The organism is Streptomyces sp. NPDC059477, assembly GCF_042749375.1.
Taxonomy (GTDB): Bacteria; Actinomycetota; Actinomycetes; order Streptomycetales; family Streptomycetaceae; genus Streptomyces.
This window is the reverse complement of sequence record NZ_JBHYUG010000069.1, coordinates 22564-43615: the sequence shown is the minus strand read 5'-3', so window position 1 is coordinate 43615 and position 21052 is coordinate 22564. Positions and strand designations below refer to the sequence as shown.

13 protein-coding genes are annotated in these 21052 nt (G+C 72.4%); 8 read left to right on the top strand and 5 right to left on the bottom strand.

All coding sequences use genetic code 11. The features are described 5' to 3' along the window. Window positions 1-231: 231 nt before the first annotated feature. The 4 genes from ACFXAZ_RS28305 to ACFXAZ_RS28290 form a co-directional block, all read right to left on the bottom strand. Window positions 232-867 carry a hypothetical protein gene (locus ACFXAZ_RS28305; RefSeq protein ID WP_384596945.1) on the bottom strand — a complete coding sequence of 212 codons (636 nt, stop codon included), beginning with the start codon at window positions 865-867 and terminating at the stop codon, window positions 232-234. A gap of 335 nt (window positions 868-1202) precedes the next feature. After that, complete coding sequence (prfB, locus tag ACFXAZ_RS28300) at window positions 1203-2309, bottom strand: peptide chain release factor 2 (protein ID WP_384596943.1); 1107 nt, start codon at window positions 2307-2309, stop codon at window positions 1203-1205. Between the two features lie 172 nt (window positions 2310-2481). Continuing rightward, window positions 2482-3714, bottom strand: a complete 1233-nt coding sequence (locus tag ACFXAZ_RS28295) for a serine/threonine-protein kinase (RefSeq protein ID WP_384596941.1) — start codon at window positions 3712-3714, stop codon at window positions 2482-2484. A 370-nt stretch (window positions 3715-4084) separates the two neighbouring features. Next, the gene (locus ACFXAZ_RS28290) at window positions 4085-5836 is read right to left on the bottom strand and encodes a protein kinase (protein WP_384596939.1); all 1752 of its coding nucleotides are present in this window, start codon (window positions 5834-5836) and stop codon (window positions 4085-4087) included. A 742-nt stretch (window positions 5837-6578) separates the two neighbouring features. On the opposite strand from ACFXAZ_RS28290, the gene ACFXAZ_RS28285 reads away from it, so the two are divergent. The 6 genes from ACFXAZ_RS28285 (at window position 6579) to ACFXAZ_RS28260 (ending at window position 18618) form a co-directional block, all read left to right on the top strand. After that, window positions 6579-10370, top strand: a complete 3792-nt coding sequence (locus ACFXAZ_RS28285) for an FHA domain-containing protein (RefSeq protein ID WP_384596937.1) — start codon at window positions 6579-6581, stop codon at window positions 10368-10370. Between the two features lie 417 nt (window positions 10371-10787). Then, a complete protein-coding gene (locus tag ACFXAZ_RS28280) occupies window positions 10788-12185 on the top strand; it encodes an ABC transporter substrate-binding protein (protein WP_384596947.1) in 1398 nt (465 codons plus the stop codon). A 69-nt stretch (window positions 12186-12254) separates the two neighbouring features. After that, on the top strand, window positions 12255-13544 hold the full coding sequence (locus ACFXAZ_RS28275; RefSeq protein WP_384596935.1) for a carbohydrate ABC transporter permease: 1290 nt from the start codon (window positions 12255-12257) through the stop codon (window positions 13542-13544). Further along, complete coding sequence (locus tag ACFXAZ_RS28270; protein WP_384596933.1) at window positions 13541-14446, top strand: carbohydrate ABC transporter permease; 906 nt, start codon at window positions 13541-13543, stop codon at window positions 14444-14446. Before ACFXAZ_RS28275 ends, ACFXAZ_RS28270 begins: the two co-directional genes overlap by 4 nt. Window positions 14447-14616: 170 nt before the next feature. Further along, the gene (locus ACFXAZ_RS28265) at window positions 14617-16848 is read left to right on the top strand and encodes a CDP-glycerol glycerophosphotransferase family protein (protein WP_384596931.1); all 2232 of its coding nucleotides are present in this window, start codon (window positions 14617-14619) and stop codon (window positions 16846-16848) included. A gap of 231 nt (window positions 16849-17079) precedes the next feature. Continuing rightward, the gene (locus ACFXAZ_RS28260; protein WP_384596929.1) at window positions 17080-18618 is read left to right on the top strand and encodes a hypothetical protein; all 1539 of its coding nucleotides are present in this window, start codon (window positions 17080-17082) and stop codon (window positions 18616-18618) included. Between the two features lie 79 nt (window positions 18619-18697). Here the strand turns inward: ACFXAZ_RS28260 and ACFXAZ_RS28255 are convergent, their stop codons facing one another. Continuing rightward, entirely contained in the window at window positions 18698-19111 is a 414-nt protein-coding gene (locus ACFXAZ_RS28255; protein ID WP_384596927.1) for an organic hydroperoxide resistance protein, read from the bottom strand. A 137-nt stretch (window positions 19112-19248) separates the two neighbouring features. On the opposite strand from ACFXAZ_RS28255, the gene ACFXAZ_RS28250 reads away from it, so the two are divergent. Together ACFXAZ_RS28250 and galE are read left to right on the top strand one after the other, a co-directional pair. Further along, window positions 19249-19746, top strand: coding sequence for a MarR family winged helix-turn-helix transcriptional regulator (locus ACFXAZ_RS28250; protein ID WP_384596926.1), 498 nt, complete (start codon window positions 19249-19251; stop codon window positions 19744-19746). A 164-nt stretch (window positions 19747-19910) separates the two neighbouring features. Next, on the top strand, window positions 19911-20891 hold the full coding sequence (gene galE, locus ACFXAZ_RS28245; protein WP_384596924.1) for a UDP-glucose 4-epimerase GalE: 981 nt from the start codon (window positions 19911-19913) through the stop codon (window positions 20889-20891). Window positions 20892-21052: the final 161 nt, after the last annotated feature.

Below are 21052 nucleotides of genomic sequence, written 5' to 3'. Positions count from 1 at the left end.
GGGCCGCTTCACGGTACCTCCGAACACTTACAGACGGTACGGACCGAACAGCCGCATAACGTCCCGCGCGCCACCCTCACCCACAGCCGTACGAACGGCCCGGGAGCAGCTGCTCGGGGCCCTTTCGTCGTACATGGCGCACGCTCGGCGCACACGAGCGGTTACCGGTGGCCACGGATGATCGCGAACGGTCACCAGTGGTCACCGGCGGTGGTGCTCAGGCGGCGATGATCAGGCCGCCGCACCGCCACGGCCGCCCACCAGCCGCGGCAGCACCCGGAAGCCGACGCCGCCCACGATCATGGTCGCGGCGCCGATCACCAGGAAGGTGGTCTCCATGGCGCCGGTCTCGGCCAGCTCGTCGCCACCGCCCTGCGGGACGGTGCTGCCGGCCGGCACCTGCGTACCGGTGTCGGTCAGCGACGAGGTGCCCTGGTTCTGCGCGGACTGGCCGGAGCCACCGTTGAGGTCGGTGTTGTCACCGCCGCCGCCCCCACCGGTGCCGTTGTCGTCGCCGTCGTCACCGGGGTCCTCGGTGGGCTGCTCCGTCGGCTCCTCGGTCGGCTCTTCCGTGGGCTCCTCGGTGGTCGGCTCCTCCGTGGGCTCCGTGGGCTCCTCGGTCGGCTCCGTGGGCTCGTCCGTCGGCTCCGGCGGGTCGGTCGGGAGACCCGTGTCCGTCGGGGTCGGGTCCACGGGCGGAGTCGGGTCCACGGGCGGGGGCGTCGTCTCGTTGCTGCCGCACAGGACACCGACCACGCATTCCTCGTCCGCCGCGGAGGCCACCCCCGCGGCGGTCAGCGAGGCACCGGCGGCGATCACGACGCCCGCCGCCACCCGTGCGACACGCATCCGTGTCTTCTTCGTCATGTAGTTGCTACCCCCATGCAGTTCATCGTCCACAGTTCATCGTCACGTGAGGCGGGCGCTCGGGGCCGTGATCGACAGGGGTCGCTGTGCGAGAACCCCCAGTTCACATGCGCCCCAGAGAAAACGCATGCCACGATTCACCCTTCCGATTTTTCACAGCAACGTCAAGGCCGTTGCGTACGCGATGTCCTGATACGGCGTGAATGCCAGGCGGAGCGGTGTGTGAGTGTGATGTAAAAGCCAGACATCGAGGGCAAACGAAAGGCAACTGCCACCGGAAAGGCGGCAGTTGCCTTGTCGACAAAGCGGCGTTCAGAAGCGCGCCGCGCGCGACGCTACTTCTCCTGCTGCTTGCGCCAGCGAATCCCGGCCTCCAGGAAGCCCTGGATCTCGCCGTTGAACACGGCCTCGGGATTGCCCACTTCGAATTCGGTCCGCAGATCCTTGACCATTTGGTACGGGTGCAGAACGTACGAACGCATCTGGTTGCCCCAGGAATTGCCGCCGTCGCCCTTGAGGGCGTCCATCTTGGCCTGCTCCTCCTGGCGGCGCCGCTCCAGCAGCTTGGCCTGGAGGACGTTCATCGCCGTGGCCTTGTTCTGGATCTGCGAGCGCTCGTTCTGGCAGGAGACGACGATGCCGGTCGGCAGGTGGGTGATGCGCACGGCCGAGTCGGTGGTGTTCACGCCCTGGCCGCCGGGTCCGGAGGACCGGTAGACGTCGATCCGCAGCTCGGACTCGTCGATCTCGACATGGTCGGACGACTCGACCACGGGGAGCACCTCGACACCCGCGAAGGAGGTCTGGCGGCGGCCCTGGTTGTCGAAGGGCGAGATCCGCACCAGCCGGTGCGTGCCCTGCTCGACGGAGAGCGTGCCGTACGCGTACGGCACCTGGACGGCGAAGGTGGTCGACTTGATGCCGGCCTCTTCGGCGTACGACGTCTCGTAGATCTCCGTCTTGTATCCGCGCTGCTCCGCCCAGCGCAGGTACATGCGCTGGAGCTTCTCGGCGAAGTCGGCCGCGTCGACGCCGCCGGCCTCCGCGCGGATGTTCACCAGCGCCTCACGGGAGTCGTACTCGCCGGACAGCAGGGTGCGGACCTCCATCTCGTCCAGCGCCTTGCGCACCGCGGTCAGCTCGGACTCGGCCTCGGCGCGGGTGTCCGGGTCGTCCTCCTCGTCGGCCATCTCGAACAGCACCGCAAGATCGTCGATCCGCCCGCGCAGCGTGTCCGCCTTCCTGACCTCGGCCTGGAGGTGGGAGAGCTTGCTGGTGATCTTCTGCGCCTCGTCCGGGTTGTCCCACAGGGACGGCACCGCCGCCTGCTCCTCAAGCACGGCGATATCTGCCCTCAGCTTGTCGAGGTCCAGGACGGCCTCGATCGACTCCATGGTCGAGGAGAGGGACTTCAGCTCTTCGGAAATATCGACGACTGCCACGTACCCCAGCGTAACGGCTCCGCCGGGAGAGCAGCGCCGGGCGTACGGGCCCGGTCTGCCCGGGGCGGCGGGCACCTGGGGGCGGCGCCCCCAGACCCCCCTTCGGCACTGAAGGGGCCTTGTCCCCAAACGCCGGACGGGCTGGTGGTTGAGGCCGAGGAGGAGGGGAGGATCAAGGGGTCGCGGGGGCCGAGTGCTCGGTGTCGCCCGGGGTGGCGTCGCTGTCGGCGGTGGCCAGCCACGTACCGACACCCACCGCCGCGACCACCGCCACGGCCGCCGCGCCCAGAGCGACCCGGCGGCGGCGTGTGGCGACCCGGTTGCGCGCGGAACCGGGCCGGGGCGCGCCCGGCGCCCTGGGCACCCGTGCCGTACCGTGCGCGCCCCCCGCCAGTTCGTCGGGCGCCGGTACCCGCATCGAGGTGTGGGTGTCCCGGTTGGAGTCCGGCTTGGCGCCGGGGACCAGCGGTACGGCGCCCCGGCGCTCCCGCGCGGCCGGTGCCGGCCGATCCGCCGCCGGGTCGGGCGCGGGCGGCTCCTCCGCCTCGGCGTCCGGCTCGTCCACGTCCAGCGGCGGCAGCCCCGCCAGCGAGGGCAGCTGTTCGTGCAACCGCGCCGCCAGCTCCGAGGCGCGCAGCCTGGACGCCGGGGCCTTCGCCAGGCACTGGACGATCAGCTGCCACAGTTCCTCGGGGATCCCCGGCAGCGGAACGACCGTTTCCGTGACGTGCCGGCGCAGCACCGCGCCGGGGTGGCCGCCGCCGAACGGGGTGAAGCCCGCCAGCAGCTCGTACAGGACGGTCGCGAGGGCGTAGATGTCGACGGCCGCGCGCGGCGGCAGGCCCTCGACGATCTCCGGGGCGAGATAGTCCGGCGTGCCGATGATCTTCGTGGCGCGGGTGCGGCGCGGGGTGTCGATCAGCTTGGCGACGCCGAAGTCGGTCAGCAGCGCGCGGTGCGAGCCACCGGGGCCGAGCGGCCCCTGCATGTCCAGCAGGACGTTCTCGGGCTTGACGTCACGGTGGACGACGCCGGAGGCGTGCGCCGCCGCGAGGCCCTCCGCGACGTCCGCGACGATCGCGACGGCCGCCACGGGGGCCAGCCGCCGCTCGCGCTCCAGCCGGGTGCGCAGATCGGTGCCGCGGACCAGGTCCATGACCAGCGCGAGGTCGTTGCCGTCGACCACGAGGTCCCGTACCGAGACGATGTTCGGGTGCTCCAGACCGAGCAGCGCGGTGCGCTCCTGGACGAAGCGGCCGACAAGCTCCTGGTCGGAGGCGAGATCCTCGCGGAGCATCTTGATGGCGACGGGTCCCTCGGGCCCCTCGCCCAGCCACACCGTGCCGGCGCTGCCCCGCCCCAGGATCTGGTTCGCGGTGTACCGGCTGCCGATCTTCCGTGCCAAGACTGCTCCTACGGACGCGTGTTGTCGCCCAAAACTACGCGTCCGACGAGCCAACCTTCACCGCGGAGGCGGAAATCACCCACCAGATGTCGATAAAGAGATGGACTCGTGTGTGGCGGAGGCGTGGCCGGGGTTGGGGCCGGGGGTTGGGGCGGGAATCGAGGCTGGGGCCGGTGGCGGGACGTCGGGGCTCTCGCCGGTCGCCCTGGGGTCTGTCGCGTTGCCCTTGTGCGCCCGGGCCGGGGGGCGGGACGGGGCGGGCGGCGTCAGGTGCGTTCGCCAGAGGGGGGCCCGCACGGCGAGAGTGTGTGGCGGGCGACAGTCCCCTCTGCTTGGCGTCGCCCGGCAGAGGGGAGGGTGACGACCGGTCCTAGCCCGAGCTGCCGCCGCCCAGGTCGCCGATCCAGCCCGTCACCACGGTGAACCAGTCCGTGAGCTGGTCCCAGTAACCCTTGCCGGTGCCGATCCAGTCCTGCAACGGGCTCAGTTCCCAGACCAGCCAGCCGGCCACGAAGAGGATGACGACCGTGAAGAGGCAGCCCTTGAGGCAGCCCAGGCCGGGGATCCGCATCGGGCTGGAGCTGCGCCGGCGCGGCTCGCGCGGCGGGCGGGTCTGCTGCGGCGGGGAGGGCGGGGCGTACCGCTGCGGCTGGGGCTGCTGTGGCTGGGGAGGCGGGGGTGCGTACTGCTGGGGTGGGTGCTGAGGCTGGTGCTGGGGCAGATGCTGCTGCTGGGGCTGGTGCTGCTGGGGGTAGCCGTATCCGGGCGGCGGGGCCTGTTGCGGCCGGGGCTGTGGCTGGTGAGGCTGCTGGTGGGGCTGTGGCTGGTGAGGCTGCTGGTGGGGCTGCTGCTGCGGGCGGGCGACCTGTCGCTGGGGGCGGCGGCGCAGCGGGTCCTGGCTGGGGTCGAGGTACTGGACCTGCGTCTGTTCGTTGCGGTCCCGCGCGGCGCGCATCTGGTTCTGCCAGGGGTGCGGCTGATCGCCCTGCGGCGGGGTGCCGGGCTGGTTCGGTGGCATCGGCGGCATGACGGCCGTCGGGTCGGCCGCGCCGGTGCTCGGGAGTACGGCGGTGGGGTCGGCGGCGCCGGACGGGCCGCCGGTGTGCGGCAGCACGCTGGTCGCGGCGGCGGGGTCGTAGGCGCCCGCCGGGCTGTGCGGCAGCACCTGGGTGGGGTCCGCCGCGCCGGGCGTGCCGGGCACGGCCGCCGGGGACGGGTCCGGGGCGAGCAGCGCGGCGACGCCCTCGGCGGCGGCGATCTGCGCCGAGTTCGCGTGCACCCCGATGCCGTCGGCGACCGCGCGCAGCCCGCGCGCGAGGCTCACGGCGCTGGGCCGTTCGTCGGGGTTCTTGCGCAGGCAGCGCTCTATGACCGTCCACAGCGGTTCGGGAACGGTCGAGGGGCGGCGCGGCTCGGCGCTGAGGTGCTGGTGCAGTACTTCGAGCGCGCTGCCGCCGGAGAACGGCGGACGGCCCGTGACCAGCTCGTACAGCAGGATCCCGGCGCCGTAGATGTCGACGGCGGAGGTCTGCGGGCGGCCCTCTGCGGACTCCGGCGCGACGTACGCGGGCGTGCCGACGAATTCATGGGTGCGGGTGAGACCGGGCGAGTCGGCCAGCCGGGCGATGCCGAAGTCGGTCAGCATCGGGTGCATCTGGGCGTCGTACTGCTTGAGCAGTACGTTGGCCGGCTTCAGGTCGCGGTGGACCACGCCGTCGGTGTGGCTTGCGGCGAGCGCGTCGGCGATCTGGGCGGTCATCAGGGACGCGGCGACCGGTGTCAGCGGGCCGTTCTCACGCAGGTAGCGGTGCAGGTCGGGGCCGTCGACCAGGTCCATGACCAGGGCCAGCAGATCGCCCTCGACGACCAGGTCGCGCACCCGGACGATGTTCGGGTGGGTGAGCCGGAGCAGCACGGAGCGCTCCCTGAGGAAGCGCATCACCACGTCCGGGTCGCCGGCCAGCTCCTCCTTGAGGACCTTGATCGCGACGGTCTCCCCGGGCTGGCCGGGCACAGCCGCCTCGGCACCCGCTGTCTCACGCTGGCGGGCGCGCCAGACGGTGCCCGTGGCGCCGCGTCCGAGCGGCTCCTCCAGGAGGTACTTGCTGCCTACCGGCCGCACGTCATGCGCTCCCTGCTGCTTGCTGGCTGCTACTTGCCTGCTTGCCTGGTCCGTACACCGTGGTGGGGTGTGCTACGGGTGTTCCGACCCACTGTAGTGCCGCGCTGCCCGCCGCCGGGCTGTCGTGCGTGCTCTGGCCGGTCGGCCTGGAGGTCGGTCGGGTCGGCGTCCTGTGGTCGTCAGGTCGTCGCGTGGTCGTCCTATGGTCGTCTTGTTCGGTCGTCATGGAGGCTCTGAGCGGTTTCGAGGCTGTGCTCTGAGCGGTTTCGAGGCTGTGCTCGGAGCGGATGGAGGCTGTGCTCGGAGCGATTCGAGGGTGTGATGCTCGGAGCGGTTCACGGGTTGTGGTGCTCGGAGCGGTTCGCGGTTGTGGTGCTCGGAACGGTTCGCGGGGCCCGACGGAGATTCCCGGTCAGGAACGGAGATTCCCGCTCGTGTTCGACGGAAAGACGCTCGGGTCGGTCGCTTGGTTGCCGAAGGCGGACGTGACCGATCTCAAGTCGGTCCCAAGCCGACCTCAATCGGTCCAGGGCCGGGCATTGGTCAGGCACTTTTGCGGGCAGAGCCGACCAATCAAGATCACTTGACGGTGGGCGGCGGGCGCGTTGTCAGTGGCAGGTGCGAGGATGCGGGTCAGTACTGGCCGACGTGCTCGTGCGGTGGGGGGAAGTCCGCGGTGGGGGACCGCGGTTCGGCCCGACCCGTCCCGTGGGCGCCCGCGCAGAAGGGACCGCTGACGGCGATGCAGATCCGGCTGACCGTCGTAGACCCGCTCGGCCCGCCCTCCGAGGCCCGTGGCCGCGCCGCGCGCTGCGACGTGCTGGTCACCGCACCGGCCGGGACGGCCCTGTCGGCGGTCGCCTCGGCCCTGGCGTCGGCGGTCGCGGGGGAGGCGGGCGCCGATCGCGGTCCGGTGGTGCTCTTCGCGGGCGCGGAGCGACTGGACGCCCAGCGCTGCACCCTGGGCGAGCCGCCGTTGGTCGACGGCGCCGTGCTGTCCGTGGGCGCCCCGGCCGACCCCGAGCCGCATCCCGAGCTGGACGACGCCCCGGCCCGCCTGGACGTCATCGCGGGCCCGGACGCGGGCGGCGTCCATCTGCTGCACGGCGGACAGGTCACCGTCGGCCGCTCCGCCGGTGCCGACGTGCCCCTCGACGACCCGGACGTCTCCCGGCTGCACTGCGCGGTGACCCTCGCCGCCGACGGCCGCGCGGCGGTCGCCGACCTGGACTCCACGAACGGCACGGTGCTGGACGGCCGCCGGGTCGGCACGCGCGCGGTGCGTTTCGCGCCGGGCGCGCTGCTGCGGATAGGCGAGTCGGCCCTGCGGATCGCTCCGCCGGGCGGACCGGGCGCGCGGCTGCGCACGGAGCCGGATGGGGAGGGGTACGTGCGCGTGTCGCCCTCGACGACTCCGGACCCCGGGACGCCGGCTCCGGGACGCGTGGGGAGCGCGCCGCCCGTCGCCGGGGCGGCCGTCCGGGCCGGTGACACCCCGGTGACGCATACCCCGGCCGGATGGGACTCCCCCGGCGCCCAGGAGCACGCGCCCGTGGCACCGCCGATCGTGCCGGGGCAGAGCGGGGCACCTCGGATCGAGAACCGCCGACGGGGTGGGGATGCGGGGGGATCGACGGGTGGAGCTTCGGGCAGGCTCCCGGGCGGGGCCTCTGGCGGTGAGCGCGGCTACCGCGCTGGTGAACGCCCCGGTGGCCCTTCTGCCGGAAACGCGGGCGACACGCACGGGGCAGGGCTGGGGACGGGCACGCGCGCGGGGGCGCCGGGCTATGGCGGCGGTGCCGGAAGTGGCGCCGGAAGTCCGGTCCGGGACGGGCGCGGGGACTTCACCGCGACGTACGACGACGCCGCTACCGGGTACGCGGGCGGGCACGACCCCGCGACGGGCGGACCCGGACCCGATCCGGACCCGGGGGACGACCCCGTGGGCGGACGCAGGAACACGCCGCTCCACGGCACCGACACCCCCGCACAAGGCGCACGCAGGCGCGGCGGCCTCTCCGCATGGGCACGGCGGCTGGCCGGAGGCAAGGGCGAGCCGCAGCCAGGTGGGATCGACGGGATCGATCCGTACGGCGACGAGGCGCCCCACGCGCGCGGGACATCCCCGTACGCCGCCTCAGCCGCCCACGCCTCCGCCACCACCGTCACCTTCCCGTCGCCGGAGACCTGGCCGGACCCGGCGGCGCTGCTGCTCACCGCGCTGGGACCGGGCCCGCGCCTGTGGGAGCGTTCGCCGGGCCACCCCGAGGCGCTCACGGTCCGGCTGGGCACGACCGACCGTCCGGCGCCGGACGGCTCCGGCCTGCTGCCCGCCGTACCCGTGACCGCCGATCTGCGCGAGGCGGGCGCGCTGGGCCTGGCCGGGCCGCGCCCCCGGCTGGCCGGGCTGGCCCGCGCGGTGCTGGCCCAACTGGCCGCGCTGCACTCGCCGGACGGCCTGGAGATCGTCCTGATCAGCGCGGACCGCGCACGCCCGGTGCGCGACCGCATCGCCGAGTGGTCCTGGCTCGGCTGGCTCCCCCACGTCCGCCCGCGCCACGGCCAGGACTGCCGGCTCCTCCTCGCCTACGACCGTGAACAGGCCACCGCGCGGACGGAGGAACTGCTCCGGCGACTGGAGGACCGGCTCGCGGACGGCACGGTCGGGTACGACGTCCCCGCGCGCGGAGGCGACGGAAACGGTGACCGGGGTGCGGCCAGCCGGCCTTCCTGGGCGAGGGACACGCCGTACGCCGGCGAGGGCGGTGTGCCAGGCCCGTACACGGTCGTCGTGGTGGACGGCGACCCCGGCGGTTCCGGGCTCCAGGAGGCGCTCGCGCGGCTGTCGGTGGAGGGGCCCCGGGCCGGTGTCCATGTCCTGTGCCTGGCGGAGACGGCGGCGGCGTCACCGTCGTCGCCGGTGACGGAGACGTTCGAGGCGGCGTGCGCGGTGGTGCCGCTGTTCCGGGAGTGCGGGGCGGTGGCGCTGCTCGGCGGGGACGTGGCGACGGCGTTGCGGCTGCTGCGAGTGGCGTCGGGCGGCCAGGGGCGCGGCCCGGTGGGTCAGGGCGCGCTGGGCGCGGTGGACGCGGTGTCCCCGGCCTGGTCGGAGCGGTTCGCGCGGGCGCTGGCGCCACTGCGTCCGGAGGGCACGGGCGGTGAGCGGCACGCGCGCGTGTCGGCTCCGCTGCCGCAGACGGCACGGCTGCTGGACGAACTGGGGCTGGCGCGGGCCACCCCGGCGTCCCTGATGGCCCGCTGGGCCGACGCGGCCGACGACGGACAGGCGGTCGGCGGGCGCGCGTGGGCGGTACTGGGGGCGGGCCCGCGCGGGCCGGTCGGCGTGGACCTGGTGGCCGAGGGCCCGCATCTGCTGATCGAGGGGCCGGCGGGCAGCGGTCGTACGGAGCTGCTGCGGGCGGTCGTGGCCTCGCTGGCGGCGGCCGAGCGCCCCGACCGGCTCGGCATGATCCTGATAGACGGGCGCGACGGGGTGGGGGCGGGCGAGGGGCTCGGGGACGGGCTGCGGGTCTGCACCGAGTTGCCGCATGTCACGACCCATCTGACGGCCAATGACCCGGTCCGCATGCGGGCGTTCGCCCAGTCACTGTCGGCGGAACTGAAGCGGCGGGCGGAACTGGTGGGCCGTACGGACTTCACGGGCTGGCACGCGGGGGAGCGGGGGCAGGGCGGGCGGGCCGGGCACGCGATGCCGGGCCGGATCGTGCCCCAGCGCACCCCGGAGACCGGCGACGCGGGGTCGGGCGCCCTGTCCGCGCCGGGGCCTGCGTACGGGTCCTCGCCGGGGTCCGAGTCCGGGTCCTCGCCGGGGTCCGGATCTCTGTCGGGGGCAGGGTCCTTGTCTGGGTCCGGTTCCTCGCTGGGGTCCGGATCTTTGGCGGGGTCCGGATCTTTGGCGGGCTCCGGATCTTTGGCGGGGTCCGGGGACATCGACACGCCGCCCAGCCGGACGCTGCGGCTGCGGCCCGCGGCGGCGCGCAGACGGTCGGAGCCCCCGCCGCCGCTGCCCCGGCTGGTGGTCGTGGTCGACGACCTGGACGCGCTCGTGTCCCCCGCGCTGGGCTCACCCGGCCGCCCGGCGGCGGGCTCGGTGATGCGCGCGCTGGAGGCGGTGGCGCGGGAGGGCGAGCGGCTGGGGGTGCACCTGGTGACGGCGGCGCACCCGGGCGGCCGTACGGCGGAGACCGAACCGGTCCGGCGGGCGGCCCTGCGAGTGGAGCTGGAGGCCCCCGTGGCGGGCCCCGAGGAGCCCGCGCCGGGGCGGGGCGGTCTGATGGCGGGCGACGGCCGGGTCATCGCCTTCCAGGGCGGCCGGGTGACGGGCCGTATCCCGCGTACGGCGACCCTGCGCCCGACGGTCGTACCGGTGGAGTGGGAGCACGCGGGCGACCCGCCGACCCGCCGCCCGGTCCGGGAGTTGGGGAACGGGCCGACGGATCTGGCCCTGCTGGCCAGCGCGTTGGAGCGGGCGGCACGGGAGGTGTCGGCGGCGGAGGTGCCTTCGCTGCTGTAGTGGCGGTGCATTCGGGGTGACGGGAGGCGGGGCGGGGGCGATGGCTCTCGCCACGGGCCGTCGTCGCGGCCGGGAGCTGGGGCGGCCCGCGTCTCAAGGCCGGTCACTCCCACAGCCAGTCGCGCACGGCCGGAGACACCCGTACACGGGCCGCGACTCCCGCTCATGGCCCGCGACGCCCGCCCGCAGCGAGGGTCATCGCCCTCGCCGGGCCTCAATACGCCGCCCCCTCAGGCCGGTTGTCCCCGCCCCGCCAGACCCCATCACCCCCACTGTCAAGCCCCGTAGCCCGCACAGTCACGACGCGGTCACGATCGTGCTCTTGGCACTGCGCCCGCTCTTGCCGACCTCTGGTGCCCGGCGTAAACCAAACCGCACGTAGCGAACGTTCGACGAGATCCGAAGAACGGGGCCGTGATGCACAGCAGGAGCGACACCATCCGCCACCTACGGACGTCCCGCACACGCACTGCCGCCCGTCTCTGTGCCGCCTCCCTCGCGGCGGCGCTCGCCCTCTCGCTGACCGCCTGCGGTGGCGACGACGACCCGGAGTCCGGTGACGAGAACCCCGGCGGCGGGGAGACGGCCGCCACCGTCACCCTCCCGCAGCTCGACGGTCAGAGCCTCGAAGTCGCCGCCGTCTGGACCGGCCCCGAACAGGCCAACTTCAGGAAGGTGCTGGAGGAGTTCGAGAAGCGCACGGGCGCCACGGTCACCTTCGTGCCCGCGCAGGACCCGATCATCAACTTCCTCGGCTCGAAGATCGCGGGCGGTGCCCCGCCGGACGTGGCGATGCTGCCGCAGGTCGGAGCGATCGAGCAGGCCGTGGACAAGGGATGGGCCAAGCCCCTCGGACCGGAGGCCCAGGAGCAGCTCACCGAGCACTACTCCCAGGGCTGGCAGGACCTCGGCAAGGTCGACGGCGAGCAGTACGGCGTCTTCTACAAGGCGGCCAACAAATCCCTGATCTGGTACAACAACCAGGTTTTCGAGAACGCGGGCGCCACCGAGCCGCAGACCTGGGACGAACTGCTCACCGCCGCGCAGACCGTCTACGACTCCGGCGTCACCCCGTTCTCGGTCGCCGGCGCGGACGGCTGGACACTGACCGACTGGTTCGAGAACGTCTATCTGTCGCAGGCCGGTCCGGAGAAATACGATCAGCTCGCGGCGCACGAGATCCCGTGGACCGACCCGTCGGTCACCGACGCGCTGACCACGCTCGCCGAGATCTGGGGCAAGGACGACTACATCGCGGGCGGCGCCGACGGCGCGCTCCAGACCGAATTCCCGGCCTCCGTGACGCAAACGTTCACCGGAGGCGATCAACCGAAGGCCGGGATGGTCTTCGAGGGCGATTTTGTTCAGGTGAACATCGCGGAGACGGACGCTCAGGTCGGGACGGACGCCAAGGTGTTCCCCTTCCCGGCGGTCGGCGACACCGCGCCCGTGGTGTCCGGCGGCGACGCGGCCGTGATCCTGGAGGACTCCGAGGCCGCGCAGGCGCTGGCCACCTTCCTGGCCTCCCCGGACGCGGCGACCGTCCAGGCGAAGCTCGGCGGCTATCTGTCGCCGAACAAGAACGTCGACTCCTCGGCCTACCCGAACGACGTGCAGCGCAGGACGGCCGAGGCGCTCGTCGCGGCCGGTGACGACTTCCGCTTCGACATGTCCGACCAGGCCCCACAGGCCTTCGGCGGCACGCCCGGCAAAGGCGAGTGGAAGATCCTCCAGGACTTCCTGACGGACCCGACCGACATCGCGGCGACACAGGAGCAACTGGAGGCGGAAGCGGCCAAGGCGTACGGGAACTGAGCCGCGATGAAGTCGCCTGCGGTGGCGGGGGGCGGCGCGCCTCCTGCCGCTCCCCGTGGTCGCAAGAGCGTGACCGGGACCCGTACGACGGTGGTGGTGCTGTTCCTGCTGCCCGCCGTGGTGCTGCTCGGGGCGCTCGTGGTCTACCCGATCGGGTACTCGGTCATCCGCAGCCTCTACGACCAGTCCGGCGACGGCTTCGCCGGATTCGACAACTACCGGGCGCTCTTCACGGACGACGGCATCCGCGCGGCGCTGAAGAACAACATCATCTGGATCGTGTTCGCACCGACGGTCGCGACCGCGCTCGGACTGGTCTTCGCGGTGCTGACCGAACGCGTCCGCTGGGGCACCGCGTTCAAGCTGATCGTTTTCATGCCGATGGTGATCTCGATGCTCGCGGCAGGGATCATTTTCCGGCTGGTGTACGACCAGGATCCGGACAAGGGCGTGGCGAACGCGATCTGGGTGGGCGTGCACGACACGTTCGCCGAGTCGTCGGCGTTCCCCAAGGCGCATCCGGGGCGGGAGTCGCCGCTGATCGCCGATCCGGCGTCCAAGGGCGCTTTTCTCACGCGTGAGCCGGTCCGGGCGGGCGAAGTGATCAGCCTGCCCCTGGTAGGAGTCGCCCCCGACCAGCTGCCCGACGCCGCCGCTCCCGCGGCGACGGCACGGGCCGAGCCGGACAAGGTCACCGGCACGGTCTGGCAGGACTTCACCCGTGGCAAGGGCGTCGGCACCCTGGGCGCCCCCGATCCCGCCGAACTCGGCTACGCCGGGATGACGATCGAGGCGGTCGAGGACGGCCGGGTGGTGGCCTCCACCGAGGCCGGCGACGATGGCACGTTCACGCTGCCAAAAGCGGCCGACGGCGCCCATTTGCGGTTGCCCGCCGACAACTTCAAGGAGCCGTACAACGGCCTGGACTGGCTCGGCCCGTCCCTGGTCACCCCGGCGATCATCGGCTCGTACATCTGGATGTGGGCCGGTTTCGCCATGGTGCTGATCGCGGCGGGGCTGGCGAGCGTGCCGCGCGAACTGATGGAGGCGGCGCGGGTCGACGGGGCCGATGAATGGCAGGTGTTCCGGCGGATCACGGTGCCGTTGCTGGCGCCGGTGCTCGCGGTGGTGACCGTCACCCTGATGATCAATGTGCTCAAGGTGTTCGATCTGGTCTTCATCATCGCGCCGGGCTCGTCGCAGGACGACGCGAACGTGCTCGCGCTGGAGCTGTACCGCAAGGGCTTCTCCGAGGACCAGCCGGGCATCGCGAGCGCGATCGCGGTGTTCCTGCTGCTTCTGGTGATCCCGGTGATGTGGTTCAACGTCCGGCGGCTGCGGCGGGAGGGCAGGCGATGACCGTTCAGTCTGAGCGAGTGAACAAAACGTCACCCGCGCGGACGGTGGTCCGGCCGTCCCTGGGCGCACGGATCGTGGGGCGGCTGAGCGGCGGCGTGGTCAGGGTGTTCCTGATCGTCGTCGGTCTGTTCTGGCTGGTGCCGACGTTCGGGCTGCTGCTGTCCTCGCTGCGCTCCCCGCAGGACATGGCGGCGGACGGCTGGTGGCATGTGTTCACCGAGCCGTCCCAGCTCACCCTCCGGTCCTACGAGACGCTGCTGAAGAACGACGACATCACCGGCTCGCTGCTGAACACCATCACCATCACGGTCCCGGCGACCGTGCTGGTCGTGGTGATCGGTTCGCTCGCGGGCTACGCGTTCGCCTGGATGGAGTTCCCCGGCCGCGACTGGTGGTTCCTGGCCGTGGTCGGGCTGCTGGTGGTTCCGGTGCAGGTGGCGTTGATCCCGATCGCCGAACTCTTCGGCGGGATCGGTCTGTTCGGATCGATCCTGGGCGTGATCCTCTTCCATGTCGGTTTCGGGCTGCCGTTCGCGGTGTTCCTGCTGCGGAACTTCTTCGCCGAGATCCCCAGGGAACTGCTGGAGGCGGCACGGCTGGACGGCGCCGGCGAGCTGCGGCTGTTCGCCACCGTGGTGATGCCGCTCGGCGGGCCGGCGATCGCGAGCCTGGGCATCTTCCAGTTCCTGTGGGTGTGGAACGACATGCTGGTCGCGCTCGTCTTCACGGACGCCGACAGCCAGCCGATCACGGTGGCGCTCCAGACGCAGGTGCGGCAGTTCGGCAACAACATCGATGTGCTGGCGCCGGGTGCGTTCATCTCCCTGGTGATCCCGCTGGTGGTGTTCTTCGCGTTCCAGCGGCAGTTCGTGTCGGGGGTGATGGCGGGCGCGGTCAAGTGATCATCGAAGGTCGATCACCCAGCCGGTGATCAAGTCACCACCGGCTCCATGGCGTTGGGGCGGGTCGAAAACGGCCCGTTCCTGTCCCTCGATTGCCGTACTCCGCGTAACTCCCGTGCCCCGCGGGCCGTTCCCGGGCAGAACGCCCGCGACGACCCATGGATGCCCCCTTGCCCAGGTTCAGTGTCATCGTCCCCGCGTACCAGGTCCAGGCGTACCTGCACGAATGCCTGGATTCGGTGCTCTCCCAGTCGTGCAGCGATCTCGAAGTGATCGCGGTGGACGACGGTTCGCCGGATGCCTGCGGCGAGATCCTCGACGAGTTCGCGGCCCGCGACGCGCGCGTGCGTGCCGTACGGCTGCCCGAACACACCGGCCGCGCCCGTACCGCGGGCCTGGAGCGGGCGACCGGTGACTATCTGCTCTTCCTCGACGGTGCCGACACCCTCGCTCCGCACGCGCTGCGCACGATCGCCGACCGGCTGAAGGAGACCGACGAGCCGGACGTCCTGGTCCACGCGCACGCCCGCCTCGACCGCTCGGGCGAGCCGCTCCAGGCCACGGGCCCTTCCGTGCTCGGCGAGCGCGGCCCGGCGCCCTTCGCGCTCACCGATCGCCCCGAACTGCTCGGAACACCGGCCTGGAGCGGGGCGTACCGCCGCGAGTTCACCGAAGCGCTCACGGAAACGCTCACCGCTCCCGCGCCCGCTGATCTGCCCTGCGTCTGGTCGTACGCGACACTCCTCAGCGCCGGGAGCCTCGCCACACTCGATCAGGTCTGCGTGCACCGCAGGAGGCCCCGCCCCGCCGACACGCCCGGCCGAACGAACATCTTCGATCAGTACGATCGCGTCTTCGCGTTCCTCGAAGAGCGCCCCGAACTCTCGCCCTGGCGGCCGGCGTTGTACCGCCGCATGCTCACCCACCTCACGGCGGAGTCCGCCCGTCTCCCGCGCCGCGCGCACGCCGACTTCCTCCGCCGCGCCCACGCCTGCTGCCGCCGTCACCGCGCCCGCGGCATCCGGGTCGCCCCTCGTCACCTCCTGCTCCGCTTCGGCGCGCACCGCACCCTGCGCACACTGCGCCGGATCACCCACGGCACCCACCGCACGGCGAAGCTCACCGCCCGCCTGACCCGCGCCCTGCGCACCGGCGCCCTGCGGCTGCACTACGGCATCCAACGCCGCCTCCCGCTGCGCGCGCACCGGGCGGTGTTCACCGCGGAGGCTGGGTACGGGTGCGAGCCGGGCGCGCTGGAAGCCGCGTTCCGTTCCCTGACCCCGCACTTCCGGACCGCGTGGATCGCCCGCCCCGAGCAGCAGTACACCGTGCCACCGGGCCCGCGCCGCCTCACTCCGGACACGGCCGCCTATTGGAGCGCGCTCGCCCGCTCGACGTACATCGTCACCAACACCGATCTGGACCCCCGACTGATCAAACGATCAGATCAGGTCGTCGTGCAGACCGGCCAGGGCACCCCGCTCGGACATCTCGGCCTGGACCTCCTGGAACACCCGGCAGCAGCCCACGGCACCGACTTCGGCCGACTGCTCCGCGCGGTCGATCAATGGGACTACGTCGTCTCCGCGAACCGGCACTCCACCCTCACCTTCGAGCGGGTCTTCCCCGGCAGCTACCGGACGCTGGAGTACGGCCGACCGCGCAACGACATCTTCCAGCAGGCGGCCTCGGCGGACGTGGCCCGGCTGCGCGAGTCGCTCGGCGTCCCTGGGGACGCGGTGGCGCTCCTGTACGCGCCCGCCCACCGCGACTACCGCCGCGCCCAGCACGCCCGGCTGGACCTGGAGCGGATCCTGCGCCGCCTCGGCCCGCGCTTCGTCGTCCTGACCCGCACGCCTGCGCACGGCCTCGGCGACCGACTGCCCGATCGACTGATCGACGTCAGCGCTCACCCGAACATCCAGTCCCTGTGTCTGGCCTCGGACGCCCTAGTCACCGACTACGCGCCGCTGATGTTCGACTATGCGGGACTCGATCGACCGATCGTGCTCCACATGGACGACTGGGCGGCGTACGACGCGGCCCGCGGCACCTACTTCGATCTGCGCGCCTTCCCGCCGGGCGCGATCGCGCGCGGTGAGGACGAACTGATCGACATCTTCGCCTCCGGCCACTGGTGCGGCTCCCGTTCGACACAGTTGCGCGCGGCGTTCCGTGAGCGTTTCTGCCCGTACGACGACGGACACGCCGCCGAACGGGTCGTACGGCATGTGGTGCTGGGGCAGACGGGCGAGACGGCGGGGTGGCCGGTGGTGGTGCCGCCGCGGGACCGGCATCCTGTGCCCGCGGCGGTCTCGCTCACCCGGCCTCCGCTGGCCACCGTGGCACGGCCCTCGGCTGCCCGCGCCGCCACCGCCACCGCCACCGACGACAGCCGCTGAACCGCTGATGTCCCACCCACTCCGGGAGTCCGTATGAGTACTTCGCGGCCCACGCCGAGCCGACCGTCCACCTGGCGACCGGCCGGACGCCCCGGCCGTCGCCGCGCGGGCGAAGACGCCGCCGGCCCTCCCGAACGGGCTCGGCCATTGCGGTGACAAGGGATCGGTCCGGGTGCCCGGCGGGAAGGTACGGCCAGTGCCCCCGCCTCCGTCGTTCTCCCCGGCCGCCCGGTGAACGCCCCCGTCCTCGCCAGGCGATCCGTGCGCGGCGCGACCGCCCTGCGCGGTGGACGTCCTCGGCGCCCGACGCCGTACCAGGTGTTCGGACTGTTCTTCTGGCTGGTGGTGTCGCTGGCGTTCTGGCGGATCCCGCTGTGCTGCGACGCCGGGCTGGACGCGGCGGTCGTCGAACGCCTCACGGCTGATCTGCTGCACCCGCGCCACCCCACGGCCGCGCTGCCGGGCGAGGGCAGCCCGTTCTATTCGCCCTACACGGTCGCGCAGAGCGTTTTCGCGCGCTTGACCGGACTGGGCGGCTGGGAGGTCGTACGGCTGGCCGGGCCACTGAATCTGCTGGTACTGCTGACGGGCCTGGGCCGTTTCGTGCGGATGCTGACTGCGCGCCCCTGGGCGCCCGTCCTCGCGCTCGCCACGACGACGCTGCTGTGGGGCACCGAGCCCGTGCCGGGCAGCGGATCGCTCGCGCTGCTGCCGCTGACCGGCGGTCTGGGGGACCCGTCGGTGTGCGCGGTCGGGCTGACGCTCTGGGCGTGGGCGCTGACCGCGACACGGGCACGGAACGCCGGGCGGATGCGGTTCGTCGGACCGAACGGGCTGCCCGGTCCGTTCGGATACGCGGCTCTGGGCATGCTGTACGGCACGATCATGCTGATCGACCCCATGGTCGGCGCCGGTGCCGGCGTCGGGGCGGTCGCACTGATCGCGGGGGGACGGGCATGCGCGCTTCTGTACTGGGGGTGGGCTGCGGCGGGCGCGGGGGTGGTGATCTGGAGCTGGCCGTACTACGACGCGTTCGCCGACGGATTCGATCACGCCGGCGCTGATCGGTTCGCCGGGGATCTGCTCGGCGGGTGCTGGCTGGCGCTGCTGACCGGGTTGCCCGCGGTGTGGCTGCGGGCGCGGCGCGGGTCGTGCCGGGATCCGCTGGTGCTGATGACGGTGGCGGGGTGCGCGGTGGTGGCGTACGGCCTGCTGGACGGTGCTCCGGTCGGCGGCGGGGTGCTCGCCCTCGCCCTGGTGGTGCCGCAGACCGCGCTCGCGGTGGAGCTTGCGGCGCCCCGGCCCTGGCCGTCCTGGCGGCGGGCGCTGGGAGTGGTGGTGGCGGGCGGGGCGTGCGCGGGGTTTCTCATGGCTCAGGGCGGGGCGCTGGTGCCGCGATCGTTCGATCAGATCGGTTTTGCGCAGCCGCCGCGCGGTGTGTCGTACGCGTGGGCGGCGGCGCACATCGGCCGCGGTGAGGTGGTGCTCGCCGAGGGGCGCGACACCGTGCATGGTCTGGCCGGGTACGGGGTGGATGTGGCCGCCCCGGCCGTACCGGACCCGGCATTGGACGAGGCCGCGCGAAACGATCGGCTGGCGGATGTTCGTACGTACCTCTCCCCCGGCTCGACCCGCGCCGAGCGCGCTGCCGTCGTCCACCGGCGGCACGTGCGCTGGGTGCTGCTGACGCGGTGGCGCACGGTGCCGGAGGGGGCGGTGGTGGTGGCGTGGAGCGAGCGGACGGGGGAGGTGCTGGCCCGGGTTCGCTGAGGCCGGCTCGGCGGGGGCGCTTGCCCCGGCTCGGCGGGGGCGCTTGCCCCGGCTCGGCGGGGGCGCTTGCCCGTCCGGATTACTCGACGACCAGTTCGACCGGGATGTTGCCGCGGGTGGCGTTGGAGTACGGGCACACCTGGTGGGCGGTCTCGACCAGCTTGCGGCCGGTGGCCTCGTCCACGGTGTCGGGCAGCTCGATGCGGAGCGTCACCTTGAGGGCGAAGCCCTCCCCCTGCTTGCCGATGCCGACCTCGGCGGTGACTGCGGCGTCGCTGACGTCGACCTTGGCCTGGCGGCCGACCACGCCGAGGGCGCTGCCGAAACAGGCGGCGTATCCGGCGGCGAAGAGCTGCTCCGGGTTGGTGCCCTGGCCGTCGCCGCCCAGCTCGACGGGCGGGGCCAGCTTGACGTCGACCTTGCCGTCGGAGCTGACGGCGCGACCGTCGCGGCCGTGGGTGGCGGTGGCGACGGCGGTGTAGAGCGCGTCCATGGGTGAACCATCCCTCTCGAAGTCTGTGCGGTGCCGGGTCCGGCACCGGGCGACCTGCTCGGCCGCCGGCAAGAGCAACTCAAGCACACAATTCAATTGCCCGCAACTCAATGACGGGCAAGAGGTATGCTGGCGGCATGACCCCGCCATCGACACCGTCCCCAGCCACCACCACGCCAGCGACCAATGGGTCCGGCCAGGATCTGCTCCTGCTCGACCGCCAGATCTGCTTCTCCCTGCACGCGGCCTCGCGCGCCTTCAACGGCCTCTATCGCGTGATCCTCAAGGACCTCGGCCTCACCTACCCCCAGTACCTGGTGCTGCTCGTCCTCTGGGAGCACGGCGAGCTGCCCGTCAAACAGCTCGGCGAACATCTGCGCCTGGACTCCGGCACCCTCTCCCCCCTGCTCAAGCGCCTTGAGGCGGCCGGTCTGGTCCGCCGCGAGCGCAGCACCCGGGACGAGCGTTCGGTGGAAGTTCGACTGAGCGAGGAGGGCCAAGCCCTGCGCGAACGCGCACTGGACGTGCCGCGCCGGATCGCCACCGCCACCGGCTGCGACATCGCCGAGATCCGCGACCTGAAGGCCAGGCTGGACGACCTGACGGCCCGGTTGGACGCGGCGGTGACGGACTGAGAACAACCAATGCGTGATCGATCGATCACGGAGCGGGCCATGACCGGTGCGCCCACTTCCGTCCCGACCTCCGCCCGACGCCTTCGCGCCACGTCCCCGGCGCACGGCCGTCCGCCGCCTGCTTCACTGTGTGGCGAGACCGACTGACGAGGGGATCGCGGCAGATGACCTGGCTGATCACCGGCGGCGCCGGATACATCGGGGCGCACGTGGTTCGCGCGCTGACCGAGGCGGGCGAGCGGACGGTGGTGTACGACGACCTGTCCACCGGCATCGCCGAGCGGCTGCCGGACGACGTACCGCTGGAGGTCGGTACGGTCCTGGACGGCGTGCGGCTCAGCAAAGTGATCGCCGGGCACGGGATCACCGGCGTCGTCCATCTGGCGGGGAAGAAGCGGGTCGGCGAGTCGGTGGACATGCCGCTGCACTACTACCGGGAGAACGTCGAGGGCCTGCGGGTGCTGCTGGAGGCGGTGACGGCAGCCGGGGTGACGTCCTTCGTGTTCTCCTCCTCCGCGGCCGTCTACGGCATGCCCGACGTGGAACTCGTGACGGAGGACACGCCCTGCGCGCCCCTGTCCCCGTACGGCGAGACCAAGCTGGCGGGCGAGTGGCTGGTCCGCGCGACCGGCCGGACAACGGGCCTGGCCACGGCCTCGCTGCGCTACTTCAACGTGGCCGGCGCGGCCCGCCCCGAACTGGCCGACCTGGGCGTCCACAACCTCGTCCCGATGGTCTTCGAGAAACTGACCGAGGACGCGCCCGCACAGATCTTCGGCGACGACTACCCGACCCCCGACGGCACCTGCGTACGGGACTACATCCACGTCGTCGACCTGGCCGACGCCCATGTGGCCACCGCCCGCGCGCTGGCCGCCTCCCCCGGCCGCGACCTCACCCTCAACATCGGCCGCGGCGAGGGTGTTTCCGTCCGCGAGATGATCGACCGCATCAACGCGATCACCGGCCACCACCGCACCCCCAGCGTCGCCCCCCGACGCCCCGGCGACCCGGCCCGCGTGGTCGCCTCCGCCGACCGCATCACCGCCGAACTGGGCTGGACGGCCAAGCGGGACGTCCAGGACATGATCACTTCGGCGTGGGAGGGATGGCTTCGGAGGTTCCCGGGGGCGGCACGGCTCTGATCGAACGATCAGACCGGGTCTGATCATTCGGGTGCACCCCAATCCGTGCGGTCTGATCGTTCGGGCATACCCGGCACACCCTTAGCCTGCTCGAATGACCTCACCGTCATCCCCGGGACGCCCCCGCCCTCCTGCCCCTTCCGCCCCTCCCTGCCCCCCGT

What these genes read in the sequence shown, in the direction of transcription:
- galE (WP_384596924.1), top strand. Translation starts at nt 19,911, where the DNA reads ATGACCTGGCTGATCACCGGCGGCGCCGGATACATCGGGGCGCACGTG.
- ACFXAZ_RS28270 (WP_384596933.1), top strand. Translation starts at nt 13,541, where the DNA reads ATGACCGTTCAGTCTGAGCGAGTGAACAAAACGTCACCCGCGCGGACG.
- ACFXAZ_RS28255 (WP_384596927.1), bottom strand. Translation starts at nt 19,111, where the DNA reads ATGGACGCGCTCTACACCGCCGTCGCCACCGCCACCCACGGCCGCGAC.
- ACFXAZ_RS28280 (WP_384596947.1), top strand. Translation starts at nt 10,788, where the DNA reads ATGCACAGCAGGAGCGACACCATCCGCCACCTACGGACGTCCCGCACA.
- ACFXAZ_RS28250 (WP_384596926.1), top strand. Translation starts at nt 19,249, where the DNA reads ATGACCCCGCCATCGACACCGTCCCCAGCCACCACCACGCCAGCGACC.
- ACFXAZ_RS28305 (WP_384596945.1), bottom strand. Translation starts at nt 867, where the DNA reads ATGACGAAGAAGACACGGATGCGTGTCGCACGGGTGGCGGCGGGCGTC.
- ACFXAZ_RS28285 (WP_384596937.1), top strand. Translation starts at nt 6,579, where the DNA reads ATGCAGATCCGGCTGACCGTCGTAGACCCGCTCGGCCCGCCCTCCGAG.